General features: G+C 61.1%; 21 protein-coding genes and 1 pseudogene. 8 read left to right on the forward strand and 14 right to left on the reverse strand.

Features of this window, described 5'->3' with window-relative positions:
* Nucleotides 1-27: 27 nt before the first annotated feature.
* Both SGN16_RS28230 and SGN16_RS28235 read right to left on the reverse strand, forming a co-directional pair.
* The gene (locus SGN16_RS28230) at nt 28-609 is read right to left on the reverse strand and encodes a mechanosensitive ion channel family protein (RefSeq protein WP_335944650.1); all 582 of its coding nucleotides are present in this window, start codon (nt 607-609) and stop codon (nt 28-30) included.
* Nucleotides 609-2,519, reverse strand: a complete 1,911-nt coding sequence (locus SGN16_RS28235; RefSeq protein ID WP_210641971.1) for an ATP-binding cassette domain-containing protein — start codon at nt 2,517-2,519, stop codon at nt 609-611. The genes SGN16_RS28230 and SGN16_RS28235 overlap by 1 nt, the downstream gene beginning before the upstream one ends.
* A gap of 50 nt (nt 2,520-2,569) precedes the next feature.
* On the opposite strand from SGN16_RS28235, the gene SGN16_RS28240 reads away from it, so the two are divergent.
* A complete protein-coding gene (locus SGN16_RS28240) occupies nt 2,570-3,034 on the forward strand; it encodes a TIGR02444 family protein (protein ID WP_210641972.1) in 465 nt (154 codons plus the stop codon).
* Here the strand turns inward: SGN16_RS28240 and SGN16_RS28245 are convergent.
* Nucleotides 3,031-4,227 (reverse strand): AlgP family protein, encoded by a 1,197-nt coding sequence (locus tag SGN16_RS28245; protein ID WP_335944651.1) that lies wholly within the window; start codon nt 4,225-4,227, stop codon nt 3,031-3,033. The genes SGN16_RS28240 and SGN16_RS28245 overlap by 4 nt on opposite strands.
* 191 nt (nt 4,228-4,418) lie before the next feature.
* Between SGN16_RS28245 and SGN16_RS28250 the strand changes: the two genes are divergently transcribed.
* Complete coding sequence (locus tag SGN16_RS28250; protein WP_335944652.1) at nt 4,419-5,084, forward strand: FKBP-type peptidyl-prolyl cis-trans isomerase; 666 nt, start codon at nt 4,419-4,421, stop codon at nt 5,082-5,084.
* A gap of 60 nt (nt 5,085-5,144) precedes the next feature.
* Here the strand turns inward: SGN16_RS28250 and rsd are convergent, their stop codons facing one another.
* The 7 genes and pseudogenes from rsd to SGN16_RS28285 all read right to left on the reverse strand — a co-directional run bounded on the left by rsd (nt 5,145) and on the right by SGN16_RS28285 (nt 11,607).
* Entirely contained in the window at nt 5,145-5,603 is a 459-nt protein-coding gene (gene rsd / locus SGN16_RS28255; RefSeq protein WP_210641975.1) for a sigma D regulator, read from the reverse strand.
* Between the two features lie 176 nt (nt 5,604-5,779).
* A complete protein-coding gene (locus tag SGN16_RS28260) occupies nt 5,780-6,322 on the reverse strand; it encodes a disulfide bond formation protein B (protein WP_210641976.1) in 543 nt (180 codons plus the stop codon).
* Nucleotides 6,323-6,626: 304 nt separating this feature from the next.
* A complete protein-coding gene (locus tag SGN16_RS28265) occupies nt 6,627-7,874 on the reverse strand; it encodes a heme biosynthesis protein HemY (RefSeq protein WP_210641977.1) in 1,248 nt (415 codons plus the stop codon).
* Entirely contained in the window at nt 7,871-9,004 is a 1,134-nt protein-coding gene (locus SGN16_RS28270; RefSeq protein ID WP_335944665.1) for a uroporphyrinogen-III C-methyltransferase, read from the reverse strand. Before SGN16_RS28270 ends, SGN16_RS28265 begins: the two co-directional genes overlap by 4 nt.
* A 36-nt stretch (nt 9,005-9,040) precedes the next feature.
* Nucleotides 9,041-9,787 (reverse strand): annotated as a pseudogene (locus tag SGN16_RS28275) (uroporphyrinogen-III synthase); the annotation flags it as partial.
* The gene (gene hemC, locus SGN16_RS28280; protein WP_335944653.1) at nt 9,784-10,725 is read right to left on the reverse strand and encodes a hydroxymethylbilane synthase; all 942 of its coding nucleotides are present in this window, start codon (nt 10,723-10,725) and stop codon (nt 9,784-9,786) included. The pseudogene SGN16_RS28275 and the gene hemC, both read right to left, overlap by 4 nt.
* Before the next feature lie 135 nt (nt 10,726-10,860).
* Nucleotides 10,861-11,607 carry a LytTR family DNA-binding domain-containing protein gene (locus tag SGN16_RS28285; RefSeq protein WP_210641980.1) on the reverse strand — a complete coding sequence of 249 codons (747 nt, stop codon included), beginning with the start codon at nt 11,605-11,607 and terminating at the stop codon, nt 10,861-10,863.
* A gap of 250 nt (nt 11,608-11,857) precedes the next feature.
* Between SGN16_RS28285 and SGN16_RS28290 the strand changes: the two genes are divergently transcribed.
* Together SGN16_RS28290 and argH are read left to right on the forward strand one after the other, a co-directional pair.
* Nucleotides 11,858-12,082, forward strand: a complete 225-nt coding sequence (locus tag SGN16_RS28290) for a hypothetical protein (RefSeq protein ID WP_210641981.1) — start codon at nt 11,858-11,860, stop codon at nt 12,080-12,082.
* Nucleotides 12,072-13,466 (forward strand): argininosuccinate lyase, encoded by a 1,395-nt coding sequence (argH, locus tag SGN16_RS28295; protein ID WP_025216090.1) that lies wholly within the window; start codon nt 12,072-12,074, stop codon nt 13,464-13,466. Before SGN16_RS28290 ends, argH begins: the two co-directional genes overlap by 11 nt.
* Nucleotides 13,467-13,593: 127 nt before the next feature.
* Here the strand turns inward: argH and SGN16_RS28300 are convergent, their stop codons facing one another.
* Nucleotides 13,594-14,253 carry a glutathione S-transferase gene (locus tag SGN16_RS28300; RefSeq protein WP_335944654.1) on the reverse strand — a complete coding sequence of 220 codons (660 nt, stop codon included), beginning with the start codon at nt 14,251-14,253 and terminating at the stop codon, nt 13,594-13,596.
* Nucleotides 14,254-14,378: 125 nt separating this feature from the next.
* Between SGN16_RS28300 and SGN16_RS28305 the strand changes: the two genes are divergently transcribed.
* The 3 genes from SGN16_RS28305 (at nt 14,379) to SGN16_RS28315 (ending at nt 18,141) form a co-directional block, all read left to right on the forward strand.
* A complete protein-coding gene (locus SGN16_RS28305) occupies nt 14,379-14,663 on the forward strand; it encodes a hypothetical protein (protein ID WP_335944655.1) in 285 nt (94 codons plus the stop codon).
* A 213-nt stretch (nt 14,664-14,876) separates the two neighbouring features.
* A complete protein-coding gene (locus tag SGN16_RS28310; protein ID WP_210641984.1) occupies nt 14,877-15,122 on the forward strand; it encodes a TIGR02647 family protein in 246 nt (81 codons plus the stop codon).
* 172 nt (nt 15,123-15,294) lie between these two features.
* Nucleotides 15,295-18,141, forward strand: a complete 2,847-nt coding sequence (locus tag SGN16_RS28315; RefSeq protein ID WP_335944656.1) for a class I adenylate cyclase — start codon at nt 15,295-15,297, stop codon at nt 18,139-18,141.
* Between the two features lie 5 nt (nt 18,142-18,146).
* On the opposite strand, the gene rnk is transcribed toward SGN16_RS28315, so the two are convergent.
* The 3 genes from rnk to cyaY all read right to left on the reverse strand — a co-directional run bounded on the left by rnk (nt 18,147) and on the right by cyaY (nt 19,323).
* Complete coding sequence (rnk, locus tag SGN16_RS28320; RefSeq protein WP_210641986.1) at nt 18,147-18,557, reverse strand: nucleoside diphosphate kinase regulator; 411 nt, start codon at nt 18,555-18,557, stop codon at nt 18,147-18,149.
* 213 nt (nt 18,558-18,770) lie between these two features.
* Nucleotides 18,771-18,986 carry a DUF1289 domain-containing protein gene (locus SGN16_RS28325; protein ID WP_335944666.1) on the reverse strand — a complete coding sequence of 72 codons (216 nt, stop codon included), beginning with the start codon at nt 18,984-18,986 and terminating at the stop codon, nt 18,771-18,773.
* Nucleotides 18,987-18,990: 4 nt separating this feature from the next.
* Nucleotides 18,991-19,323: an iron donor protein CyaY gene (cyaY, locus tag SGN16_RS28330; protein WP_135847740.1), complete on the reverse strand. Its 333-nt coding sequence runs from the start codon at nt 19,321-19,323 to the stop codon at nt 18,991-18,993.
* A 204-nt stretch (nt 19,324-19,527) separates the two neighbouring features.
* Here cyaY and SGN16_RS28335 point away from each other — a divergent pair, with 204 nt between their 5' ends.
* Entirely contained in the window at nt 19,528-19,698 is a 171-nt protein-coding gene (locus SGN16_RS28335; RefSeq protein ID WP_109752655.1) for a lipoprotein, read from the forward strand.
* The last annotated feature ends 5 nt before the right edge of the window (nt 19,699-19,703 follow it).

A 19,703-nucleotide genomic window follows, 5' to 3' on the forward strand; every position in this document is an offset into this window, starting at 1 on the left:
AAAGACAGCCCATCGGCCAAGGCCTGCTTATTCGACGAGGCCGCCGACCGGAAAGGCCTCGCTACCACGCCAGCGCCGCACCGAGCGCTGGAAGAACAGGCTGTTGGGCACCTGTACCATGGCGCTGCCAGTGCCGAGCTCCTCGGGTTCGATCAACGTGGTGTACAACAGGTTGATCGCCACCACGCGCCCCTTGATGCCGGGCTTGTCAGTAGTGTCCACCAGCTCGACCACATCCCCCAGGCGAAACGGGCCGACGGTGTAGATCAAGACGGCGCACAACAGGTTCGACAACACGCTCCAAATGGCAAAGAACGCCACCGCGGCCACCGCGACGAAACCCGACAGCGCAGTCCACAGCACCGTGGCCGAGACACCGAGGCGTTCGAGCACCACCAGCACCGCGCTGCCCATGATCAACCAGCGCAGTATGCCCCGCAGGATAATGACCAACTGGGGTGGGAACGGGTAACGCTCACCCAGGCCTGTAAGAGTCCGTGCCACGACCCGTTGCGCGACATAACCGGCCAACAGAATCAACAGGATTTGCACACCGAGCCAGATCGGCTCGATCCACATGACAGGGACAGGCAACGCCAACGCTTCCATCAGGACAATGCCTCCAGCTCCGCTTGCAGGTTTTCCAGCAACTCCAAGGCTTGCATCCACGCCTCCTCAAGCTCCGCTTCCCGAACCTTCAGCCTGGCCTGCTCGGCCAACAGATCGCGCAACTCGTCCTTGCGCGCTGCCTCGTACAGACCGCTGTCGCCAAGGCTGGTTTCGATTTTCTGCAACTTTTCATGCAGCTTGCCCAGTTCGACTTCGAGCTTATCGGCCTCGCGCTTGTGCGGTGCCAACTGCTGACGCAACGCCGCTGCGGCTTGGCGCTGGGCCTTCTTGTCGGTCTTGTCCGGGTTGACGGGCGTGGTGCTGACAGGGGCGTTGCGCTGGCGATACTCCACCAGCCAGCGTGCGTAGTCTTCCAGGTCGCCGTCGAACTCTTCGACCTTGCCGTCGGCCACCAGGAAGAAATTGTCCGTGGTGCTCTTGAGCAAATGCCGATCGTGGGACACCACCAGCACTGCCCCGCTGAATTCCTGCAAGGCCATCGTCAGGGCCAGGCGCATTTCCAGGTCGAGGTGGTTGGTCGGTTCGTCGAGCAGCAACAGGTTCGGCCGGCCCCAGGCAATCAACGCCAGCGCCAGGCGCGCCTTTTCACCGCCGGAGAAATTCAGCACCGGTTCGTCGATGCGCGCGCCACGGAAGTCGAAACCACCGAGGAAATCGCGCAGGACCTGCTCGCGCTCGGTCGGCGCCAGGCGTTGCAGATGCAACAGCGGGCTGGCCTTGGAATCCAGGGAGTCGAGTTGATGCTGGGCGAAGTAGCCGACCACAGTGTTTTCGCCCCGGGTCAGGCGCCCGGCCAGAGGCTCGAGTTCACCGGAGAGGTTTTTGATCAGGGTCGACTTACCGGCACCGTTGGGGCCGAGCAGGCCGATCCGCGCACCGGGGGTCAGTTGCAGCTTGACCTTCTCCAGCACGGTCTTGTCGCCATAACCCAGGCGCGCATCGGACAGGTCGATCAGCGGGCTGGAAATCTTGGTCGATTCGCGGAAGACAAAATCAAACGGCGAATCGACATGGGCCGCAGACAGCTCCTCCATCCGCTCCAGCGCCTTGATCCGGCTCTGGGCCTGGCGGGCCTTGGTGGCCTGGGCCTTGAAGCGGGCGATGTAGCTTTCCATGTGCGCACGCTGCGCCTGCTGCTTCTCGTAGGCCTGCTGTTGCTGGGCCAGGCGTTCGGCACGAGCGCGCTCGAAGGCGCTGTAGCCACCACGGTACAAGGTCAGCTTGCGTTGATCGACATGGGCTACGTGATCGACCACGGCGTCGAGGAAGTCACGGTCGTGGGATATCAGCAACAATGTGCCGGGGTAGCTCTTGAGCCAGTCTTCGAGCCAGATGATGGCGTCGAGGTCCAAGTGGTTGGTCGGTTCATCGAGCAGCAGTAAATCCGAGGGGCACATCAACGCCTGCGCCAGGTTCAGGCGCATCCGCCAGCCACCGGAGAAATCCCCGACCTGACGGTCCATCTGTTCATTGGTAAAACCCAGGCCAGCGAGCAATTTGCGCGCGCGGGCATCGGCGGTGTAACCGTCGGCGCTGTCGAGCTCCGAATGCAGACGGGCTTGGGCGGCACCGTCGTGGGCCGCTTCGGCGGCGGCCAGGTCGCGTTGAACCTGGCGCAGGCGTAGGTCGCCGTCGAGCACGTAGTCCACGGCCAGGCGCTCGAGGGTGTCGACCTCCTGGCGCATGTGGGCGATACGCCAATCGGCCGGCAGCAAGCAATCGCCCGAGTCCGGGTGCAGTTCGCCCCGTAGCAGGGCGAACAGGCTCGATTTGCCAGCGCCGTTGGCACCGATGAGGCCAGCTTTGTGGCCGGCGTGCAGGGTCAGCTCGGCGTCTTCTAGCAGACGTTGCGGGCCACGCTGTAAAGTCAGGTTCTGAAGTCGGATCATAATGGCGGCGGAGTCTACCAGCTTCGCTCACAACTGGCGCGAGTAGCACGATGTCCCCTGACCTGTGGAGCTTTTCCCTCGACCTCTATGCCAAGCCCGGCGTGGAGCCGGCCTGCCTGGTGCTACAGAAGGCTGGTGCCAATGTCTGCCTGTTGCTTTGCGGCCTGTGGCTGGAACAGCGTGGCGTGGCCTGCAATGAACAGAGGCTGCAACAGCTTCGACAACTGGCGGAGCCTTGGGATACAGAGGTGGTAAAGCCGTTGCGCACGCTTCGTAGCCAATGGAAAGCCCGTGCCCTTCAAGACACAGCACTGCATAGCTTGCGCGAGCAGGTCAAGAAACTGGAGTTGGACGCCGAACAGCGCTTGCTGGAGCGCTTGCAGGCGACGACCGAGAATTGGCCTGGAGAACAACAGACAGGTTCAGCGCAATGGCTGCAAGGGCTGGCGGCGAGTGCCGAACCAGTGAACCGCGACGCGCTGCATCAGCTGCGCGTCGCGGTGTCCGGCACTTAGGAAGCGCTGGTTGGGGTGCTGGTGCTCGACACAGCGGAGGCGGATGGACTGGTCGCCGGAGCCGAAGTGCTGGCGGTTGGAGCAGGTGTCGCGGTCGGCGCCGGAGTCGAAGTCGATGTCGATGTCGCAGGCTTGGCGGCTGGCGCAGTCGAAGGTTTTGCGGCCGCTGGCTTTTTCACGGCAGGTTTTGCAGCCGGCTTGGCTGCAGGTTTTGCAGCGGCCGGCTTCACGGCAGCTGGCTTGGCGGCAGGTTTTGCCGCAGCTGGTTTGGCCGCGGGTTTAGCTGCAGCTTTGGCAGCAGCTGGTTTGGCCGCTGCTTTCACAGCAGGCTTGGCAGCAGCTGGTTTGGTCGCCGCTTTCACAGCAGGCTTGGCAGCAGCTGGTTTGGCAGCAGCAGTTTTGGTTGCCGCAGGCTTGGCAGCTGGCTTCGCCGCAGCGGGTTTGGCGGCAGGTTTTGCAGCCGCTTTAGCCGCAGGTTTGGCCGCGGCGGTTTTCGCAACTGCGGGTTTGGCAGCGGCGGTTTTAGCGACAGGCTTGGCGACAGCTTTCACAGCAGGCTTGGCAGCAACCGGCTTAGCGGCGGCCGTTTTTACCGCTGGCTTGGCGGCAGCTTTGACGGCTGGTTTTTTTGCCGCTGGTTTGGCAGCGCTGGCAGCGACCGACTTGGCAGCAGGTTTAGCCGCTGCTTTGGCCGGCGCTTTCACGGCTGGTTTAGCCGCCGCTTTGGCCGGTGCTTTTGCCGCGACAGGTTTAGCAGCCGGTTTCTTGGCCGATACAGCAGCAGGCTTGGCAGCACGAAGCGTCAGCGCCTTGCCCGCAGCTTCCTGCACGCGACCAACGCCTTGGGCCAGCTTCAGGCTTTCCTGGGCATCACGCTTGAGTTGCAGGATATAGGTGCGGGTTTCGGACTGACGATCCTTCAAGGCATCGAGCAGGTCTTCGAGTTCTTTCACGACATCTTTGGCCTTGGCTTGTGCCTTGGCCTTGCCAGCGGTGGCTGCGTCTTGCAGTTTAGTGCGCGACTTGTGCAGTTTTTCCTGTGCTTTGCCGCGTTGTTTTTCCAGCTTGGCGAGCAGTTTTTCAGCATCAGCCAGGGCTTGGGAGCAGGCGTTTTCCAAATGTTCGAGCAAGCTGCCCGAAAGTTGTTGGAGCAAGTGCAACGGAGTGTTTACAGGCTTCTTGGTGGCCGACATGGTTTACCTCCTGACTGACGTAAGTGCGGCTCATACTAGACCTCTGCTACAACCGCCGCTAGGGCATGTTGACACTACATAAGACGTTGCGTTGCAAGAGACGAAAAATCTTCTGCGCCAGTGCCCCGTCAATCCACCTTTATAGAGATCGGCACTGGCATAATTCCTCGATTCGAGGCCGGAGAGCACACATGTCGCGTCACCTGTTTTTATGCCTGTGCATGGTTTGCTCCATGGCCCAGGCTGTTGAAAAAACCAATGCAAACGATGCCCACGATCTGGCTTATAGCCTGGGCGCGAGCTTGGGTGAACGCCTGCGCCAGGACATGCCCGACCTGCAGATCCAAGCCTTGCTCGAAGGCCTGCAGCAGGCCTATCTGGGCAAGCCGCTGGCCCTGAAGGACGAGCGCATCGAACAGATCCTGGCCGCGCATCAGGCGCAATTGACGGCGCAGTCGACGACACCGCAGGTCGAAGTCGCATTGAAGACGGAACAGAGATTTCTCAACGAGGAAAAAAACCGACCCGGCGTCCAGCAACTGGCAGACGGCATCCTGCTGACCGAGCTCAAGCCGGGCCACGGCGCCAAGGCCGGTCCGCACGGCAAGGTCCAGGTGCTGTATATCGGTCGGTTGCCAGACGGCACCGTATTCGATTCCAACCGCCAGGCGCAGTGGTTCAGCCTCGACAGTGTGATTGACGGTTGGCGCAGCGCGTTGCCGCAAATGCCGGTCGGCGCGAAGTGGCGACTGGTGATTCCTTCGACCCTGGCTTATGGCGCCGAAGGTGCTGGGGATGTGATCCCGCCCTTCACGCCACTGGTGTTTGAAATCGAGTTGCTGGGCGCGACGACCTGACGCGGCCCCAAACGAAAAACGGTGCGCAAATGCGCACCGTTTTTTATTACCGCGAGCCCCTCAGGCCTGGACCGCAGCCTCTTCCTTGTGAGCGTTGTGCAGCACTTCGATCAGGCAGTCTTCCAGTTCGAAACGCTCGTGCAGCAAGCCGCCCAGCTCTTTGAATTTTTCCGCGACGCACTTGCCTTCATCACAAAGGTCGTTGAACGCCAGCAGCTTTTCGGTAATGACGTCGATGCGCGGGTAGATCTGCTCGGCGAGCTCCAGGCCACGCTTGTCGTTGAAGGCCTTGGCCTCGCCCGTCAGTTGTTCGTAGATCTCGAAATGGCCGGCAGACACATAGTCGACCAGCACGCCGCAAAATTCCTGCAACGGCTTGCGGCTTTCGCCCAGCGCTTCAGGCTTGTCGCCGAGGGCATCATAGGCCCGAATCAGCTCGCGACGCTCCTGCAACCAGCGGTCGATCAGCAGATGCACCCCACCCCAGCGTTCCTGAGCATTCTGACAACTTTCGAGCATGGTGATTTCTTCCCTTGTGAGTCATGCCCCTCGCAGCCTGCATACGCCTGAAATGATCAGGGACAAGCCAGACACAACATGATCGAGCGGCACAATTCCAATAACACGTGCGGGCCAGATTATGCCCGCACGACAACCGCTTCAAGGTACGCAGGAGATAAAGTTCATACAAGTGTTTAATCCAAGGCCCGGACCAGCTGCGACGTATCGCCGCTGAGCGGTCGTACCAGAGCATTCCAGACAAGGCGCAGCAGCAGATAGGTCATCGCACTGGACACCGCAAGAAAAAACAACAGGCTCCACTCAGGGATGCTCAGGTCGAACAACGTCCAAGTGATGTTCGCGCAGTCCACCGCACCGTCGAGGACGCGATGCACGGCACACCACCAGGAATCCGCCCTCTGCTGCTGCGCAATACAATCAGGTAGCGACTCGAAAGATGCGCTCTGCACCAGAACCTGGCGCCATGCCAGGGTCATGCCCCCCGACGCGAAAACCAACCCCATCACCCCGTAGCCAATGCTGCCTCTTTGGCCTGGGCCGTGTACGCAGGCCACGAGGCTATTCACCAGGAACAGCAGCAGACACAACCGCTGCAAAACACACAGGCTGCAAGGTGTCAGTCCGACTGCATATTCCAGATAGCTGGCGATGCCCAAAGCCAGGGCTGCGGCGATGGAAGCCATGAGAAACAAGAAGCGTGAGCTGGCCAAAGGCATGGCGGTTCCGTAACAAAAGAGACAAGCAGTTACGGTAGAGGAAAGCCCTCGGGCCTTTCAAGGCGGGCCTGGGCAGACACTTCACCAAGGGTGTAGGGAATTCCCGACAGGCACGAGGGGATTGCGCGCAGTCAGCTGTAGGACTTTACTGACGGCATTGCCAAAGCCCCTAAACCGGACCGGTATTCGCAACCGCTGGCTCAAGGGCGGCACCTGTCTGAACTGGGAACAGGGGGGTGGACATTGTGGCGAGTGCCCTCGCCACAATGATTCATTCCATTTTCAAGAACGACTCATACCCATCTCAAGTGGACAAGACCTGAGCCGGGACCGGCAAAGGCGCGGCGAGAAGACGCTCGTCCAATAGCCCCAAGCCTTCCTGGAACAACTGATTGCTGCGCTCGGCATCGCCCAGTTGTGCCAGCAGCCGCGCCAGTTCGGCACAAGCTTCGGGGTTGCGCTGGACCCGCAAACTGCTCTCCAGATAATCGCGCGCCTTGCCCCACAAACTGTTCTGCAGGCACAGGCGCCCCAGGGTCAGCAGCAAGCTCGGATCGGCCGGATGATCCTTGAGCCAGCTTTCGGCCGTCTGCAATTGTCGACTCGGATCATTGCCGCGGACCAACCCGTACAGGCGCGCCAGGTGACTGTCGTAGTGACGCTTGAGCGCGGCTCGCAGCACCTCTTCAGCCTCGACCTGGGCCCCTAGCTGCCGCAGTTGCTCGGCATAGGCCAGTACCAGCGCTGGCTCCTGACGCTGCGCCGAGGTCAGTTGTTGCCAGGCACGATTGAGCGACTGCAAGCCGACGCTACCGTCTTCTTCACGATGGGCCGCCAGTGTGAGATTTTCGCCCCACGCCCGGCGCTCAAGTTCAGTCAGTTCACTGGCTGGCAGGACTTTGTCCTTGCGCAGTTCCGGCAACAGCCGAATCACCGCCGACCAGTCGCCGCGCTGCTGATGCAGGCGCTGCAACTGACGCAGGGTCTGGGCGTTATGGGGATGGCGTTCATGCATGGCCTGCAACGTGCTCAATGCGCCGTCGGTGTCGCCACGGTCCGTCTGCAGTTGTGCGTGAGTCAGCGCAATGGCCAGTTCTGCCTGGGGCTGACGCTCCAGGGCACGTTCCAGCAAACTGTCGCTCTGCTCGTAAAGACCTTGCTCATTGGCCGCACGGGCCGCGCCGAGGTAATACAGCAATGGTTGACGCTCGGCTTCAGCGGCGCGATGCAAGTGCCGTTGGGCGCTGGCCCAGCGACCTTCGGCCAGGTCCAGTTGACCATGCTCGATTGCCACTTGCACACGACGACTGCGGTTGCGCCGCGACCATGGGTTGACCACGCCGCCAGAGGTGGTCACCAGCCCGATCAAGGCGCTCACACCTCGCCACAGCAGCCAGAGCACCGCCACCAGCGCCAGGGTGACCCACAGGCCGGCTTCGTAACGAAAGTTCTTGTACGCCACCAGCACGTAACCCGAATGCTCGGCAATCGCCACGCCCAGCAACGCGGCGGCAGCGATGACCACGAACAGAATCACGTAGAGACGTTTCATGGCGCGCCTCCCTGCTCACCCGATTTGGGCAGCGGCTTGACCGACTCTTCGACATTCAGGTTGCGGCGTTCGAGGTAAGCCTGGACGCTGCTCAGGGTGCCCGTCAGGTCTGGCGTGACCACCGTGACCGGTTGCTTGCTCAGCTCAGACACTCGCTCGAGCATGACTTTGCTTTGCGGATTGTCCTGATTGAAGTTGTTCCTGAGCACATCGCGCGCTTCGGTCAGTGCCTGGGTGTAGACCGCTGCCTGACCGTTGAGGGCGGCCCATTGTGCTTGCTCCAGCGCCAGACTCAACGCCAGGCGTACTTGCATCAAGCTCTGCCCGGCCAGAAGTGGACGGACGTTCTCGTCAGCATTGAAATCGATGCGGATATAGCGCGAGATCTGATCCCACCACTGCGCCCAACGGCTGGCACCATCGCCATCGGCGGTCAGGCCCAGCAGGGATTCACCACGGTCCTTGTATTCGGGTGCCAACTCGCTGAGTTGCAACACCTGATCACGCAGGGCCCCCAGTTGCAGGAATAGCCCGGTGCGATCCGGCTGTTCGGTGCTGCGCAACGCCGCGAGGGACTTGGCCAGTTGCTCACGGGCAGCGAACGAGCCTGGATCGTTCTGCTCACGCAGGATTTCGTCAGCGCCCTGGACCAGTGCCTGGGCACTGCTGATGTCTTGCAGGGCGGAGAGACGCAGGCTGGCCAGGCGCAACAGATGCTCGGCTTCAGCCAGGCGCCAGTCCTTGCGGCTGGCACCGAGCACAGTTTCCAGGCGCTGGTTCAGGCGTTGCTGGTCGCCCTGCAACTGGGCGACCTGACGCCGCCGCTCCTCCAGCTCTTCGGCCGGCGGCAACTGCGCCAGCCGTTCACTCAAGCGTTGTTCATTGAGCTTGAGGGTCTGGGCCTGATCATTGAGCGCCTGGACCTGGGAGGACTGCTGCTGGTTATTGGCTTGCAGATGACGCACCTGCCACACACCCCAGCCACCCACGGCCACGCCGGCAGCCCCCAACAACAACGCGACAATGGCCAGCCCGTTGCTGTGACGCGGCGCCATCGGAACCGGGTTTTCAACCGGCGCAACGATCGCTGGCTGGTCTTGATCTTCTTTTGGCAAGGCTGTTTCGCTCACGTATCCATCCTTTGCATTAGAAAACGGCACGGATTGTTCCCGTAACGCCGCCAGCAAAGCCGCGGCACTGGCGCCACGGCAATCCACAACTGTTCGGGCCCCGGCGGCACGCGCCATCTCGGCAACCCTCGGGCTTGGAACAAACAACGGTAACCGCGCCAGAGCGGGCCACGCGTCGCCAGCCAGCCGCTGCAAATGCTCGAAGCTCTGCCCACTGCTGACCACCAGGGCGTTCAAGCGTTCCGCCGCAACCCTCGCTGGCAACTCACCTTCGCGATAGTGCGGCAGGCCGCGTCGGTACAATTCCAGATAATCGACACTAGCACCTTGCTCGCGCAAACGCTCTGCCAGCAAGCCACGTCCGCCCTCGCCCCGCACGATCAAAACCTTGGGATCGGGCCGCGCGACCGCCTGGCGCAGCACCAAGTGTTCCAGCAAGGCTTCGCTGTCATCGCCGTTGTCGGGAAAAAACACAGTGAGGCCGGCATCAGCGAGGATCTGTCCGGTCGCCGCGCCCACGCTGAACCAAGGTTGGTCTGGAGGCTGGGGCCAGTATTGACGCAGCAGCTCGACACACAGGCGTGCGGCGGGTTTGCTGACCACGATCACCGCACAGTACTGGTCCAGCCTTCGCAGGATCGCCTGCTCGGCATCGGACACCGGGATCGGCTCGATGTCCAGCAACGGCAAGCTACTGCTGAAGATCCCCGCTTCAGCCAGGACAGCCGCCAGCGCCGCCGACTCGTCCGCCGGCCGGGTGAGCAGCAGTCGCCAGCCCGTCACGCGTGGCCGGCCTCGCCGTAGACCGCCTTGAGAATCTCATCGGCGCCCTGGCCGAGCAGATCTTCGGCCACGCGTACACCCAACGCCTCGGCATCGCGACGCGGCGCCCGGGCCTCGGCGCTGAGCAGCCGGCCACCGTTCGGATCGCCCACCAGGCCACGCAACCAGACCTGCTCGCCTTCCAGCACGGCGTAACAGGCGATGGGCACCTGGCAACCGCCATTGAGATGTTTGTTGAGGGCTCGCTCGGCGAACACCCGCGTGGCGGTGTCTTCATGGTGCAGCGGTGCCAGCAGGGCCTGAATATCGCTGTCGGCGCTGCGACACTCGATGCCCACCGCGCCCTGTCCACCAGCCGGCAGGCTGTCGTCGACGCTGATGGCCGAGGTGATGCGCGCTTCGAAGCCCAGGCGTATCAGGCCAGCGGCGGCGAGGATGATCGCGTCGTACTCACCGGCGTCAAGCTTGGCCAGGCGAGTGTTGACGTTGCCGCGCAGGAAACGGATTTGCAGATCCGGACGGCGGGTCAGCAACTGGGCCTGACGGCGCAGGCTGGAGGTGCCGACCACACTCCCGGCTGGCAGAGCTTCAAGGCTGGAAAACGTATTGGAGACGAAGGCATCGCGCGGATCTTCGCGTTCGCAGATGCAAAACAGGCCCAGGCCTTCGGGGAAGTCCATGGGCACGTCTTTCATCGAATGCACGGCAATGTCGGCTTGCTGGTCCAGCAGCGCGGTTTCCAGTTCCTTGACGAACAGGCCCTTGCCGCCGATTTTCGACAGCGGCGAGTCCAGCAGCTTGTCGCCACGACTGACCATGGGCACCAGCGTCACGATCAGGCCGGGGTGGGCAGCTTCCAGACGGGCTTTGACGTACTCGGCCTGCCAGAGGGCCAGGGCACTTTTACGGGTGGCGATGCGAATCTCGCGAGGGGACATGGATCAATCCGTACTTAAAAGATACGGCGGATAATAACAGCTCAGTCAAAACCGCTTTGATTTGAATCACGACCCCAAGGCCTCCCTGGCCGTCAATGTCCTGGAATGAAGTGTGCAAGTGCGATCAGCGCTGAGCTAAAGCTGCTGCATCATCTTGCGCACACCTGCCACATGGCGCCGACTGACAATCAAGGCATCGCCATTGAGGCCTTTGAGAAACAGCTGGAAGTGTCCCAGGGGCGTGCGTTGCAAACGCTCGATTCGCTCTCGGGCCACGAGGGCGTTGCGGTGGATGCGCACAAAGCGCTCGCCGAACTCGTCTTCAAGGGCCTTGAGCGGCTCGTCCAGCAGAACCTCGCCACTCTCATGGCGCAAGGTCACGTATTTATGGTCGGCAATGAAGTAGACCACCTGGTTCAACGGGATCAGTTCGATGCCTTTGCGGGTACGCGCACTGATGTGGCTGCGCGGGCCGCTGCCACTTTCGGCTGCCGGACGGGTCAGCGCCGCCAGTTGCACCCGGTTGGGCCGCTCAGCCTTGCGCAAGGCTTCAACCAGCGCCTCGGCAGAGATCGGCTTGACCAGATAGCCCACCGCGCCGGCCTGCAGGAGTTCGGGCGCAAAGTCGTCCCGAGAGGTACAGAACACCACGGCGGGCGGCGACTCTCGCTCACACAGCTTCGCCGCGACCTGCAAGCCATCCAGGCCCGGCATGCGAATATCGAGCAGCACGATATCCGGCTTGTGGCTGTCAATAAGGGCCAATGCCTCTTCGCCATTGGTGGCGCTCGGCTCCAGGACACTGTAACCCTCGAGTTCGCCGACCATTCGGCTCAGGCGCTCACGGGCCAGTGGTTCGTCATCAACGATCAGGACATTCATATTGCGCTGGATTCCTGCGTGAGTCTCGCACAAGGATAGCGTAGACAGGGGAAGTGACATCCGTCACCGCGATCCACGCTAAGACTCGCTCGAGGGCCAAAAAGTGCCGCGAGGCGGTTGCCTATCTTTACCAGCGCCTGCCGATAGATGCTCGAGGCCTGTTGTCGCACGGCGTCGCCGTAGGGATTGTTAACACTCGACCTGACCACTATGAGCTCCCCCCTTTTTCTGTTCGTCCGATGCGCCATGGATGGAAAAAGCAAAAGTCCTACCGTCCACTGTAGACGGTTGCCGCGACGATATTGCTCAATCGGAAAATATCGTTGCGCAAAAAGCCTCATTAAATGCTCGGGTTGTGGACAAAAAACCTGCCGACCAGTGCCAGCGCCAGCCCCGACAACCCTGCTATCATCCGCCGCAGCCTTTAACCGCTATTTTTTCTTCAGCCGATCACGAGCGAATTCATGAGCACTGACAAGACCAATCAGTCCTGGGGCGGCCGCTTCAGTGAACCCGTCGACGCCTTCGTCGCCCGCTTCACCGCCTCCGTCAACTTCGACCAGCGCCTGTATCGCCACGACATCATGGGTTCGATCGCCCACGCCACCATGCTGGCCAAGGTCGGCGTACTGACCGATGCCGAGCGCGACAGCATCATCGATGGCCTGAAGACCATCCAGGGTGAAATCGAGGCCGGCCAGTTCGACTGGCGCGTCGACCTTGAAGACGTGCACATGAACATCGAAGCACGCCTGACCGATCGCATCGGCGTAACCGGCAAGAAGCTGCACACCGGTCGCAGCCGCAACGACCAGGTAGCCACCGACATCCGCTTGTGGCTGCGCGATGAAATCGACCTGATCCTGGCCGAGATCACCCGCCTGCAAAAAGGCCTGCTGGAGCAAGCCGAGCGTGAGGCCGAGAGCATCATGCCGGGCTTTACCCACCTGCAAACCGCTCAACCTGTAACGTTTGGGCATCACATGCTGGCTTGGTTCGAAATGCTCAGCCGCGATTACGAACGCCTGGTCGACTGCCGCAAGCGCACCAACCGCATGCCCCTGGGCAGCGCCGCGTTGGCAGGCACCACGTACCCGATCGATCGCGAATACACCGCGCAACTGCTGGGCTTCGACGCCGTGGGCGGCAACTCGCTGGATAACGTGTCTGACCGTGATTTCGCCATTGAATTCTGCGCCGCCGCGAGCATCGCGATGATGCACCTGTCACGCTTCTCCGAAGAACTGGTGCTGTGGACCAGCGCGCAATTCCAATTCATTGACCTGCCGGACCGCTTCTGCACCGGCAGCTCGATCATGCCGCAAAAGAAAAACCCCGACGTGCCGGAGCTGGTTCGGGGCAAGAGCGGTCGGGTGTTCGGCGCCCTGATGGGCCTGCTGACCCTGATGAAAGGCCAGCCGCTGGCCTACAACAAGGACAACCAGGAAGACAAGGAACCGCTGTTCGACGCCGCCGACACCTTGCGCGACTCGCTGCGTGCCTTCGCCGACATGATCCCGGCCATCAAGCCCAAGCACGCTGTGATGCGCGAAGCGGCCCTGCGCGGCTTCTCCACCGCCACCGACCTGGCCGATTACCTGGTACGCCGTGGCCTACCGTTCCGCGACTGCCACGAGATCGTCGGCCATGCCGTTAAGTACGGCGTGGACAGTGGCAAGGACCTGGCGGAAATGAGCCTGGACGAGCTGCGCAAGTTCAGCGACCAGATCGAACAGGACGTGTTCGCGGTGCTGACCCTGGAAGGTTCGGTCAATGCCCGCGACCATATTGGCGGCACGGCACCGGCGCAGGTCAAGGCTGCCGTGGTGCGCGGCCAGGCGTTGCTCGCCAGTCGCTAAAAGCTAAAAGCTTCGCGAGCAAGCTCTCTCCCACAGGATCTTCAGTGGTCACACATTTGTGAACAGATAAAGATCCAATGTGGGAGCGGGCTTGCTCGCGAAAGCGTCCTTCAGAACACTAAAAAACTCACTTCTTGGCCGCGATCATCGCCAAAAATGCCGGCATCGCCGCTTCCCTGTCCGCCGCAATCCGCTGCACGTGCGGGTTTTGCTCCAACCTTTCCATCAGCGCTTGGGCCGCCGGCATGTCTGCCAGCAGGTCGATATCGAACAGCTTCCTGCCTACTTGGCGGGCCAGCGATACGCTGTAGAAGAAATACAGATCAGCAATACTCAAGTTATCGCCCGCCACGTAGGGCGAGAATTTGCCGTGCCTGCCAAGCGAGGCGACCCCCAGCAGCAATTCGGCCCTGGTCTTTTCCTTGATGGCCTCAGCCACTGACATGCCGAAAAATGCCTCGCCGTAGCAGGCCCGCCCTGGCAGCTCGATGTATAGCTCGATTTCCCTGCACAAGGCCAAGACCCGGGCGCGCTCGAACGGGTCACTGGGCAGCAGGGCCTTGCCTGGCTGGGTTTGCTCGATGTATTCGAGGATCACGCTGGTTTCGTTGACAAACCCTTGTTCGGTTTTCAACACCGGCACCTTCCCGCGAGGGCTGATGGCCAGCGCTTCGGGGGTCTGGTTGGGGTAGAACGGCACTTCTTCGAAGGGCAGGCCCTTCTCCAGCAGTGCCAGCTTGACCATGTTGTAATAATTACTGACAGAGAAACCATAAAGCTTGAGCATTACCCATGCCTCCAGGCCGTGTGGGGTTGGCAGCCTTGGGTTATAGACCGTCGAGGCATTTCTTGCCAGGCGCATCAGGTCGCTGAATGCAGGTAAACTGGCGGCCTTTCTCACAGGAGCCTGCCATGAGCGAGCCAACCGACATCGACAGCGACGAAGAAGAATTCGTCGAGAACACGCTGATCCAGGCCATCGAAAACCAGATCGAAAACGATAACCCGCCAGCGGCCAAGGCCACGCTCAACAAGCTGACCCTGGTGGGTTATGAGCGCGAAGACATTCTCAACCTGATGGCCCATGTGCTGGCGGTGGAGATCGATGCGATCCTGGAAGAAGATCGCCCGTTCAATACCCAGTGGTACGAAGCCGCCTTGCGCGCCTTGCCTGAGTTGCCGCCGGAAAAGAACTGAACCGCTCTTGTGGCGAGGGAGCTTGCTCCCGCTGGGGCGCGAAGCGGCCCCAATAGCTTGACGACTGCTGCGCAGCCGAGCGGGAGCAAGCTCGCTCGCCACAAAAGAATCGCTTTAAACAAAAAAAGCATGCCACTGACACTGGACAGCCCGGCCGAGTGCGCTCACCTTAGTGACGCTATCGTCCAAATTCCTAGAAAGTCTGGAGTCCTTATGTCGCTTACCCCTGAGCTGGTTGCCGAACTGGAAATCCTTGCACTCTTCAACCTGGACAGTTCCCAGGAAGGCCTGAAAATTCATCAGACCGCTGCCCCGAAAGCCATTGCCGCCGCCCAACGCCTGTACGAGAAAGAACTGATCGACCAACCCGACGGTGGTTATCTGACCAGCCTGGGGCGCGATGCCGCACAAAACATACAAACCGTTCTGACGATACTCAGCGTTCAAGAAACCGCCTGACTCTCCCCTGCCGCCCACGGAAATCTCCTTCATCGAGATTTCCGCAGGCGCCCTGCGAAAAGATTCTGACGTCAAAAGCCGACTTTCAGCTTAAGAATTCCGTAGCTCGGACGCTAAACTGCCATTACCTGTGATCTCCCACGTTCGACGCCGCGAGCCGGTTTGAGCTGACATGACCCGCAATCACGAAATACGCCCCGATCTGGACGAGGGAATCGACCGCAAGGTCCTGAGCCAGTTGCGTGCACGTTTTCTCAAGCTCAACAGTGTGCGGATGGAACGTGCCCTGGAAGGCCTGTCGACCCGCCAGCAAAGCGTGTTGACGCTGCTACCGCTGTTTTTCCACGTCAACCATCCACTGCTGCCCGGCTACGTCTCGGGCAGCACGCCTGCCGGGTTGTCGAATTATGAGCCTGACGCCAGCGTCCTGGCCGAAGCCCAGCGACTGACCCGTTCGTTTTCTTACAAACCACGCCACGGCAGCAACCCGCCGCGCCCGATTCTCGGCCTGTTCTTGATGGGCAGCCTCGGCACGCTGGCCCAGGCCGATCAGAGCGACATGGATGTGTGGGTCTGCCACGGTCCGGACCTGAGCGACGAGGAACTGGACGAGCTGCGTAAGAAATGCCAACTGCTGGAGGCCTGGGCCGCGACCCAGGGCGCCGAGGCACACTTTTTCCTGATCGACCCGGCACGTTTCGTACGGGGCGAACGGGACAACCAGCTCAGTTCCGACGATTGCGGCACGACCCAGCATTACCTGTTGCTGGACGAGTTCTACCGAACCGCGATCTGGCTGGCCGGGCGCACGCCCATCTGGTGGCTGGTACCAGTCTACGAAGAAGACAACTATGAACAATACATTCATACCCTGATCTCCAAGCGTTTCATCCGCGCGGATGAAACCCTGGACCTGGGGCACCTGGCCTACATCCCGGCCGGGGAATTCATCGGCGCTGGGCTCTGGCAGCTGTTCAAAGGCATCGAATCGCCCTACAAGTCGGTGCTCAAGCTGCTGCTGACCGAGGTATATGCCAGCGAACACCCTAACGTGCACTGCCTGAGCCTGCGCTTCAAACAGGCCGTGTTTGCCAATCGCCTGGACTTGGAAGAGCTGGACCCGTACATGGTGGTTTATCGCCGCCTCGAGGAATACCTCAACGCCCGGGGTGAACCCGAACGCCTGGAGTTGATCCGCCGGGCGCTGTACTTGAAGGTCAATCGCAAACTCACCGGCCAGACGGCGCGCAGCGGCGGCTGGCAACGGGTATTGCTCGAACGCCTGGCCCGGGAATGGGGCTGGGACCAGCGTCAACTGGCACTACTGGACAGTCGCAGCCAATGGAAGGTGCGCCAGGTCAGCCACGAACGCCGGGCGCTGGTCAATGAACTGACCTACAGCTACCGCTTCCTGACCCAGTTTGCCCGCACCGAGAAAACCGTCAGCCTGATCAACAGGCGCGACCTCAACGTGCTTGGCAGGCGGCTGTATGCCGCCTTCGAACGCAAGGCCGACAAGGTCGAGTTCATCAACCCCGGCATTGCCCCGGACTTGGCCGAAGACACCCTGACCCTGGTCCAGTCACCCAACAAGAAAGAGCCGGGGCAGAACCAGTGGGGCTTGTATAACGGCAGCCTCAACGCCCTGGAGTGGGAGAACTTCGCGCCAATCAAGCGCAGCCGCGAGCTGTTGGAGCTGCTGACCTGGAGCCATCGCAACGGCGTGATCGACAGCAGCACGCGCCTGGCGCTGCATCCCGGGGAAAGCGACCTCAGCGAGTTCGAGCTGTTCAATCTGCTGGGCAGCCTGCAACAGTCCGTCGCCCTGCCCCTGGTCACGGTGGATGAAGAGCAGTTGCTGCGCGCCAGCGTCCCCAGCGAAGTGCTGATTCTGGTAAACGTCGGCGTCGACCCGCTCAAGCATCACCGCGACCTGAATATCCTGATGACCACCGAGCGTACCGACTCCCTGAGCTACGCCGGGGTGCGGGAGAATCTGGTACTGACCCTCGACCAGGTCACGCTCAACAGCTGGAACGAAGTATTGGTCAACCGTTTCGACGGTGAGCACGCCCTGCTCGATTGCCTGCGCGACTACCTCAACGATTTGCCCGCCACACAGCGCCAGCCGCGCTTGCGGGTACGCTGCTTCTGCCACAACCGCGCCCAGTTCATTGCGCGACGGGTCGAAGAAGTCTTCGAAACGGCCCAGACCCTGCTGTTGAGCCGGCTCAATTACCGCTATCTGCTACAGGTCCAGCAGCACTATCACGTGCTGGAACTGATGCCCGGCCAGGTCAATCACGTGGCGCTTGGCAGCCTGTCGGCGCTGATCGATTACCTCGGCGAGGAACTGACGGCCTATAGCCCGCTGCAGCTGGACCCGATGGCCCTGGAAGACCACGACCTGGCGCTGGTCCTGCCCATGGGCCAGCCCGAGTGCATCCAGGTGTTCTACCGGGTCAGCGAGCATGAGGCCGAGCTATACGTGCTCGATGAGCTTAACGCCTTGTGGCAACAGCGCCTGCCTTATCACGACGAACACAGCCTGCTGGTTCCCCTGCAGCGCTTTTTGCAATCGGTGCTGTACCGCCGCGACGCTCTGTTGCCGATGGATGCCACCCAGCCGTTGACCCTGGAAACCCTGTATTACCAGCTTCTGCCCTCAGGCAGTGGACGAGCACGGCGGATCGAAGCGCGGCAGGCACCGCAGACGCCGGTGAACAAACCGTTCTACGACGTACAGGCAATCATTGGCAAAGCCGCGCACGGCCAGGTGCACGTCACCCTGTATTGCGATCAGCAGGAGTTTTCGGAATTGGAGCATGGCGACCAGTTGTTCAGCGTGGTCGCCAGGGAGATTGTCGGGCAACGCCGCGAGACCCAACGCTATCGCTGCTACATCACCGACCTGGACCTCTCCGGCCTGGTAGGTGACAGCGCCTGTTCAAGTAATTTGTACCTGCGCTACAAGGCCGACCTGGAAAGCGCGCTGAACGAGGCGCTGGCCTTGGTCTGACGGGTTCAGAGGTGGAAGTCGCCGCCCGCTTCAGGCTGGTACTCCACGCCCAGCAACGTCAGCTTCAACGTCTTGCCGCCCGGGGCTGGCCAGTCGATATGCTGGCCGACCTTCAAACCCAGCAAAGCGCTGCCCACCGGGGCGAGGATCGAGATCCGGCCTTCATCGGCATTCGCGTCCTGTGGGTAGACCAGGGTCAAGTGATAGTCCTTGCCACTGCTTTCTTCGCGGCAGTGCACACGCGAGTTCATGGTCACGACATCGGCGGGCACTTCATCGTGGCCCACCACGTTCTCGGCGCGATCCAGCTCGGTTTGCAACGCAATCACGCCCGGCAGCGTTTCATCAAGGCTGTCGATCAGGCGCTCCAGACGCTGTACGTCCAGACGGGTAAGGGTGATGGTAGGTGCGGTCATGATCCTGGCAGACTCCTTTCTTCTGCACAAAAAAAGCAAAACCCCGCCACAAAAAGGCGGGGTTTTCACGGGCCTCGATGAGTTGAGGCGTAGCCGGACACTAACAGTAGGAGCTGACGAGTGCAACGAGGCTGCGATCTTGCCCCAGACAATTGAGTACTAAGCGAAAGCCCCCAAAGATCAAAATCAAAAGATCGCAGCCTCCGGCAGCTCCTACCGGGATTGGCGCTTGAGCGCCTCGGCACAGATGACCCGCCGGCGCTCATCATCGGCCGAGCGCCATTCGCGGATGTCCTCCACATGACGGAAACAGCCAAGGCAGACTCTCTGCTCGTCCAGCTTGCACACGCTGGTACACGGCGACGGCACCGCCGGGCTGACATTACTGTAGAGCGGCTTGGGCGGCCGCGCCGGCACGGTCTGGCTCACGCGATCAAAGGCCTTCGAAATCGAGTTCGACATCAGCCTGCTGCTTGACGATGCGCTCGAGCATCTCGCCCAGTTGCTCTTCGCTCTTGTCGCACATCCAGCGCTCGCTTTCCTCGTCGTAGTCGAAGTGGAATCCACCGGACACCGCCGCCAGCCACAACTGCCGCAACGGCTCCTGGCGACTGAAGATCAACTGGGAGCCGTTCTCGAACTTGACGGTCAGCACTCCGGCGGAGCTTTCCAGGTCGATATCCAGGCCACTTTCGTCAAACACATCCTCCAACGTCTGCTGGGTGCTATCGACCAGATCGTGGAAACGGGCTTCAGTCAAACTCATTGCGGCAACCTCGAAAATGTCTGCTCATGCTCAAGCGCCGCAAGATACGGGCGCGTCTCGATGATTGCAAAGGATATACCGACCGACGACTACCGGCGCCGCCAAATGCCGGGTGGCCGGTCGGACGGGAGCCCCGTTGCATAGGCAATCTGCCGGGTGGCCGGTATACTCCGGCGCAATTAACGCATTTTCAAGGATTTCGCCATGAAGCGCCTGATCTCTTCCCTTGCTGCGCTCGTCGCGGTTGCCTGCCTTGTGACAGCCTGTGGTCAAAAAGGTCCGCTGTACCTGCCTGATGACAGCAAGTCCCCTGAAGAGCAGGCCAAGTCGTCGCAAGCCAAATCCCACGCGCACGACACCCACACCACTTACTAAGGGAA

The organism is Pseudomonas sp. G166 (assembly GCF_037027455.2).
GTDB lineage: Bacteria > Pseudomonadota > Gammaproteobacteria > Pseudomonadales > Pseudomonadaceae > Aquipseudomonas.

What these genes read in the sequence shown, in the direction of transcription:
- SGN16_RS28230 (WP_335944650.1), bottom strand. Translation starts at nt 609, where the DNA reads ATGGAAGCGTTGGCGTTGCCTGTCCCTGTCATGTGGATCGAGCCGATC.
- SGN16_RS28235 (WP_210641971.1), bottom strand. Translation starts at nt 2,519, where the DNA reads ATGATCCGACTTCAGAACCTGACTTTACAGCGTGGCCCGCAACGTCTG.
- SGN16_RS28240 (WP_210641972.1), top strand. Translation starts at nt 2,570, where the DNA reads ATGTCCCCTGACCTGTGGAGCTTTTCCCTCGACCTCTATGCCAAGCCC.
- SGN16_RS28245 (WP_335944651.1), bottom strand. Translation starts at nt 4,227, where the DNA reads ATGTCGGCCACCAAGAAGCCTGTAAACACTCCGTTGCACTTGCTCCAA.
- SGN16_RS28250 (WP_335944652.1), top strand. Translation starts at nt 4,419, where the DNA reads ATGTCGCGTCACCTGTTTTTATGCCTGTGCATGGTTTGCTCCATGGCC.
- rsd (WP_210641975.1), bottom strand. Translation starts at nt 5,603, where the DNA reads ATGCTCGAAAGTTGTCAGAATGCTCAGGAACGCTGGGGTGGGGTGCAT.
- SGN16_RS28260 (WP_210641976.1), bottom strand. Translation starts at nt 6,322, where the DNA reads ATGCCTTTGGCCAGCTCACGCTTCTTGTTTCTCATGGCTTCCATCGCC.
- SGN16_RS28265 (WP_210641977.1), bottom strand. Translation starts at nt 7,874, where the DNA reads ATGAAACGTCTCTACGTGATTCTGTTCGTGGTCATCGCTGCCGCCGCG.
- hemC (WP_335944653.1), bottom strand. Translation starts at nt 10,725, where the DNA reads ATGTCCCCTCGCGAGATTCGCATCGCCACCCGTAAAAGTGCCCTGGCC.
- SGN16_RS28285 (WP_210641980.1), bottom strand. Translation starts at nt 11,607, where the DNA reads ATGAATGTCCTGATCGTTGATGACGAACCACTGGCCCGTGAGCGCCTG.
- SGN16_RS28290 (WP_210641981.1), top strand. Translation starts at nt 11,858, where the DNA reads ATGGAAAAAGCAAAAGTCCTACCGTCCACTGTAGACGGTTGCCGCGAC.
- argH (WP_025216090.1), top strand. Translation starts at nt 12,072, where the DNA reads ATGAGCACTGACAAGACCAATCAGTCCTGGGGCGGCCGCTTCAGTGAA.
- SGN16_RS28300 (WP_335944654.1), bottom strand. Translation starts at nt 14,253, where the DNA reads ATGCTCAAGCTTTATGGTTTCTCTGTCAGTAATTATTACAACATGGTC.
- SGN16_RS28305 (WP_335944655.1), top strand. Translation starts at nt 14,379, where the DNA reads ATGAGCGAGCCAACCGACATCGACAGCGACGAAGAAGAATTCGTCGAG.
- SGN16_RS28310 (WP_210641984.1), top strand. Translation starts at nt 14,877, where the DNA reads ATGTCGCTTACCCCTGAGCTGGTTGCCGAACTGGAAATCCTTGCACTC.
- SGN16_RS28315 (WP_335944656.1), top strand. Translation starts at nt 15,295, where the DNA reads ATGACCCGCAATCACGAAATACGCCCCGATCTGGACGAGGGAATCGAC.
- rnk (WP_210641986.1), bottom strand. Translation starts at nt 18,557, where the DNA reads ATGACCGCACCTACCATCACCCTTACCCGTCTGGACGTACAGCGTCTG.
- cyaY (WP_135847740.1), bottom strand. Translation starts at nt 19,323, where the DNA reads ATGAGTTTGACTGAAGCCCGTTTCCACGATCTGGTCGATAGCACCCAG.
- SGN16_RS28335 (WP_109752655.1), top strand. Translation starts at nt 19,528, where the DNA reads ATGAAGCGCCTGATCTCTTCCCTTGCTGCGCTCGTCGCGGTTGCCTGC.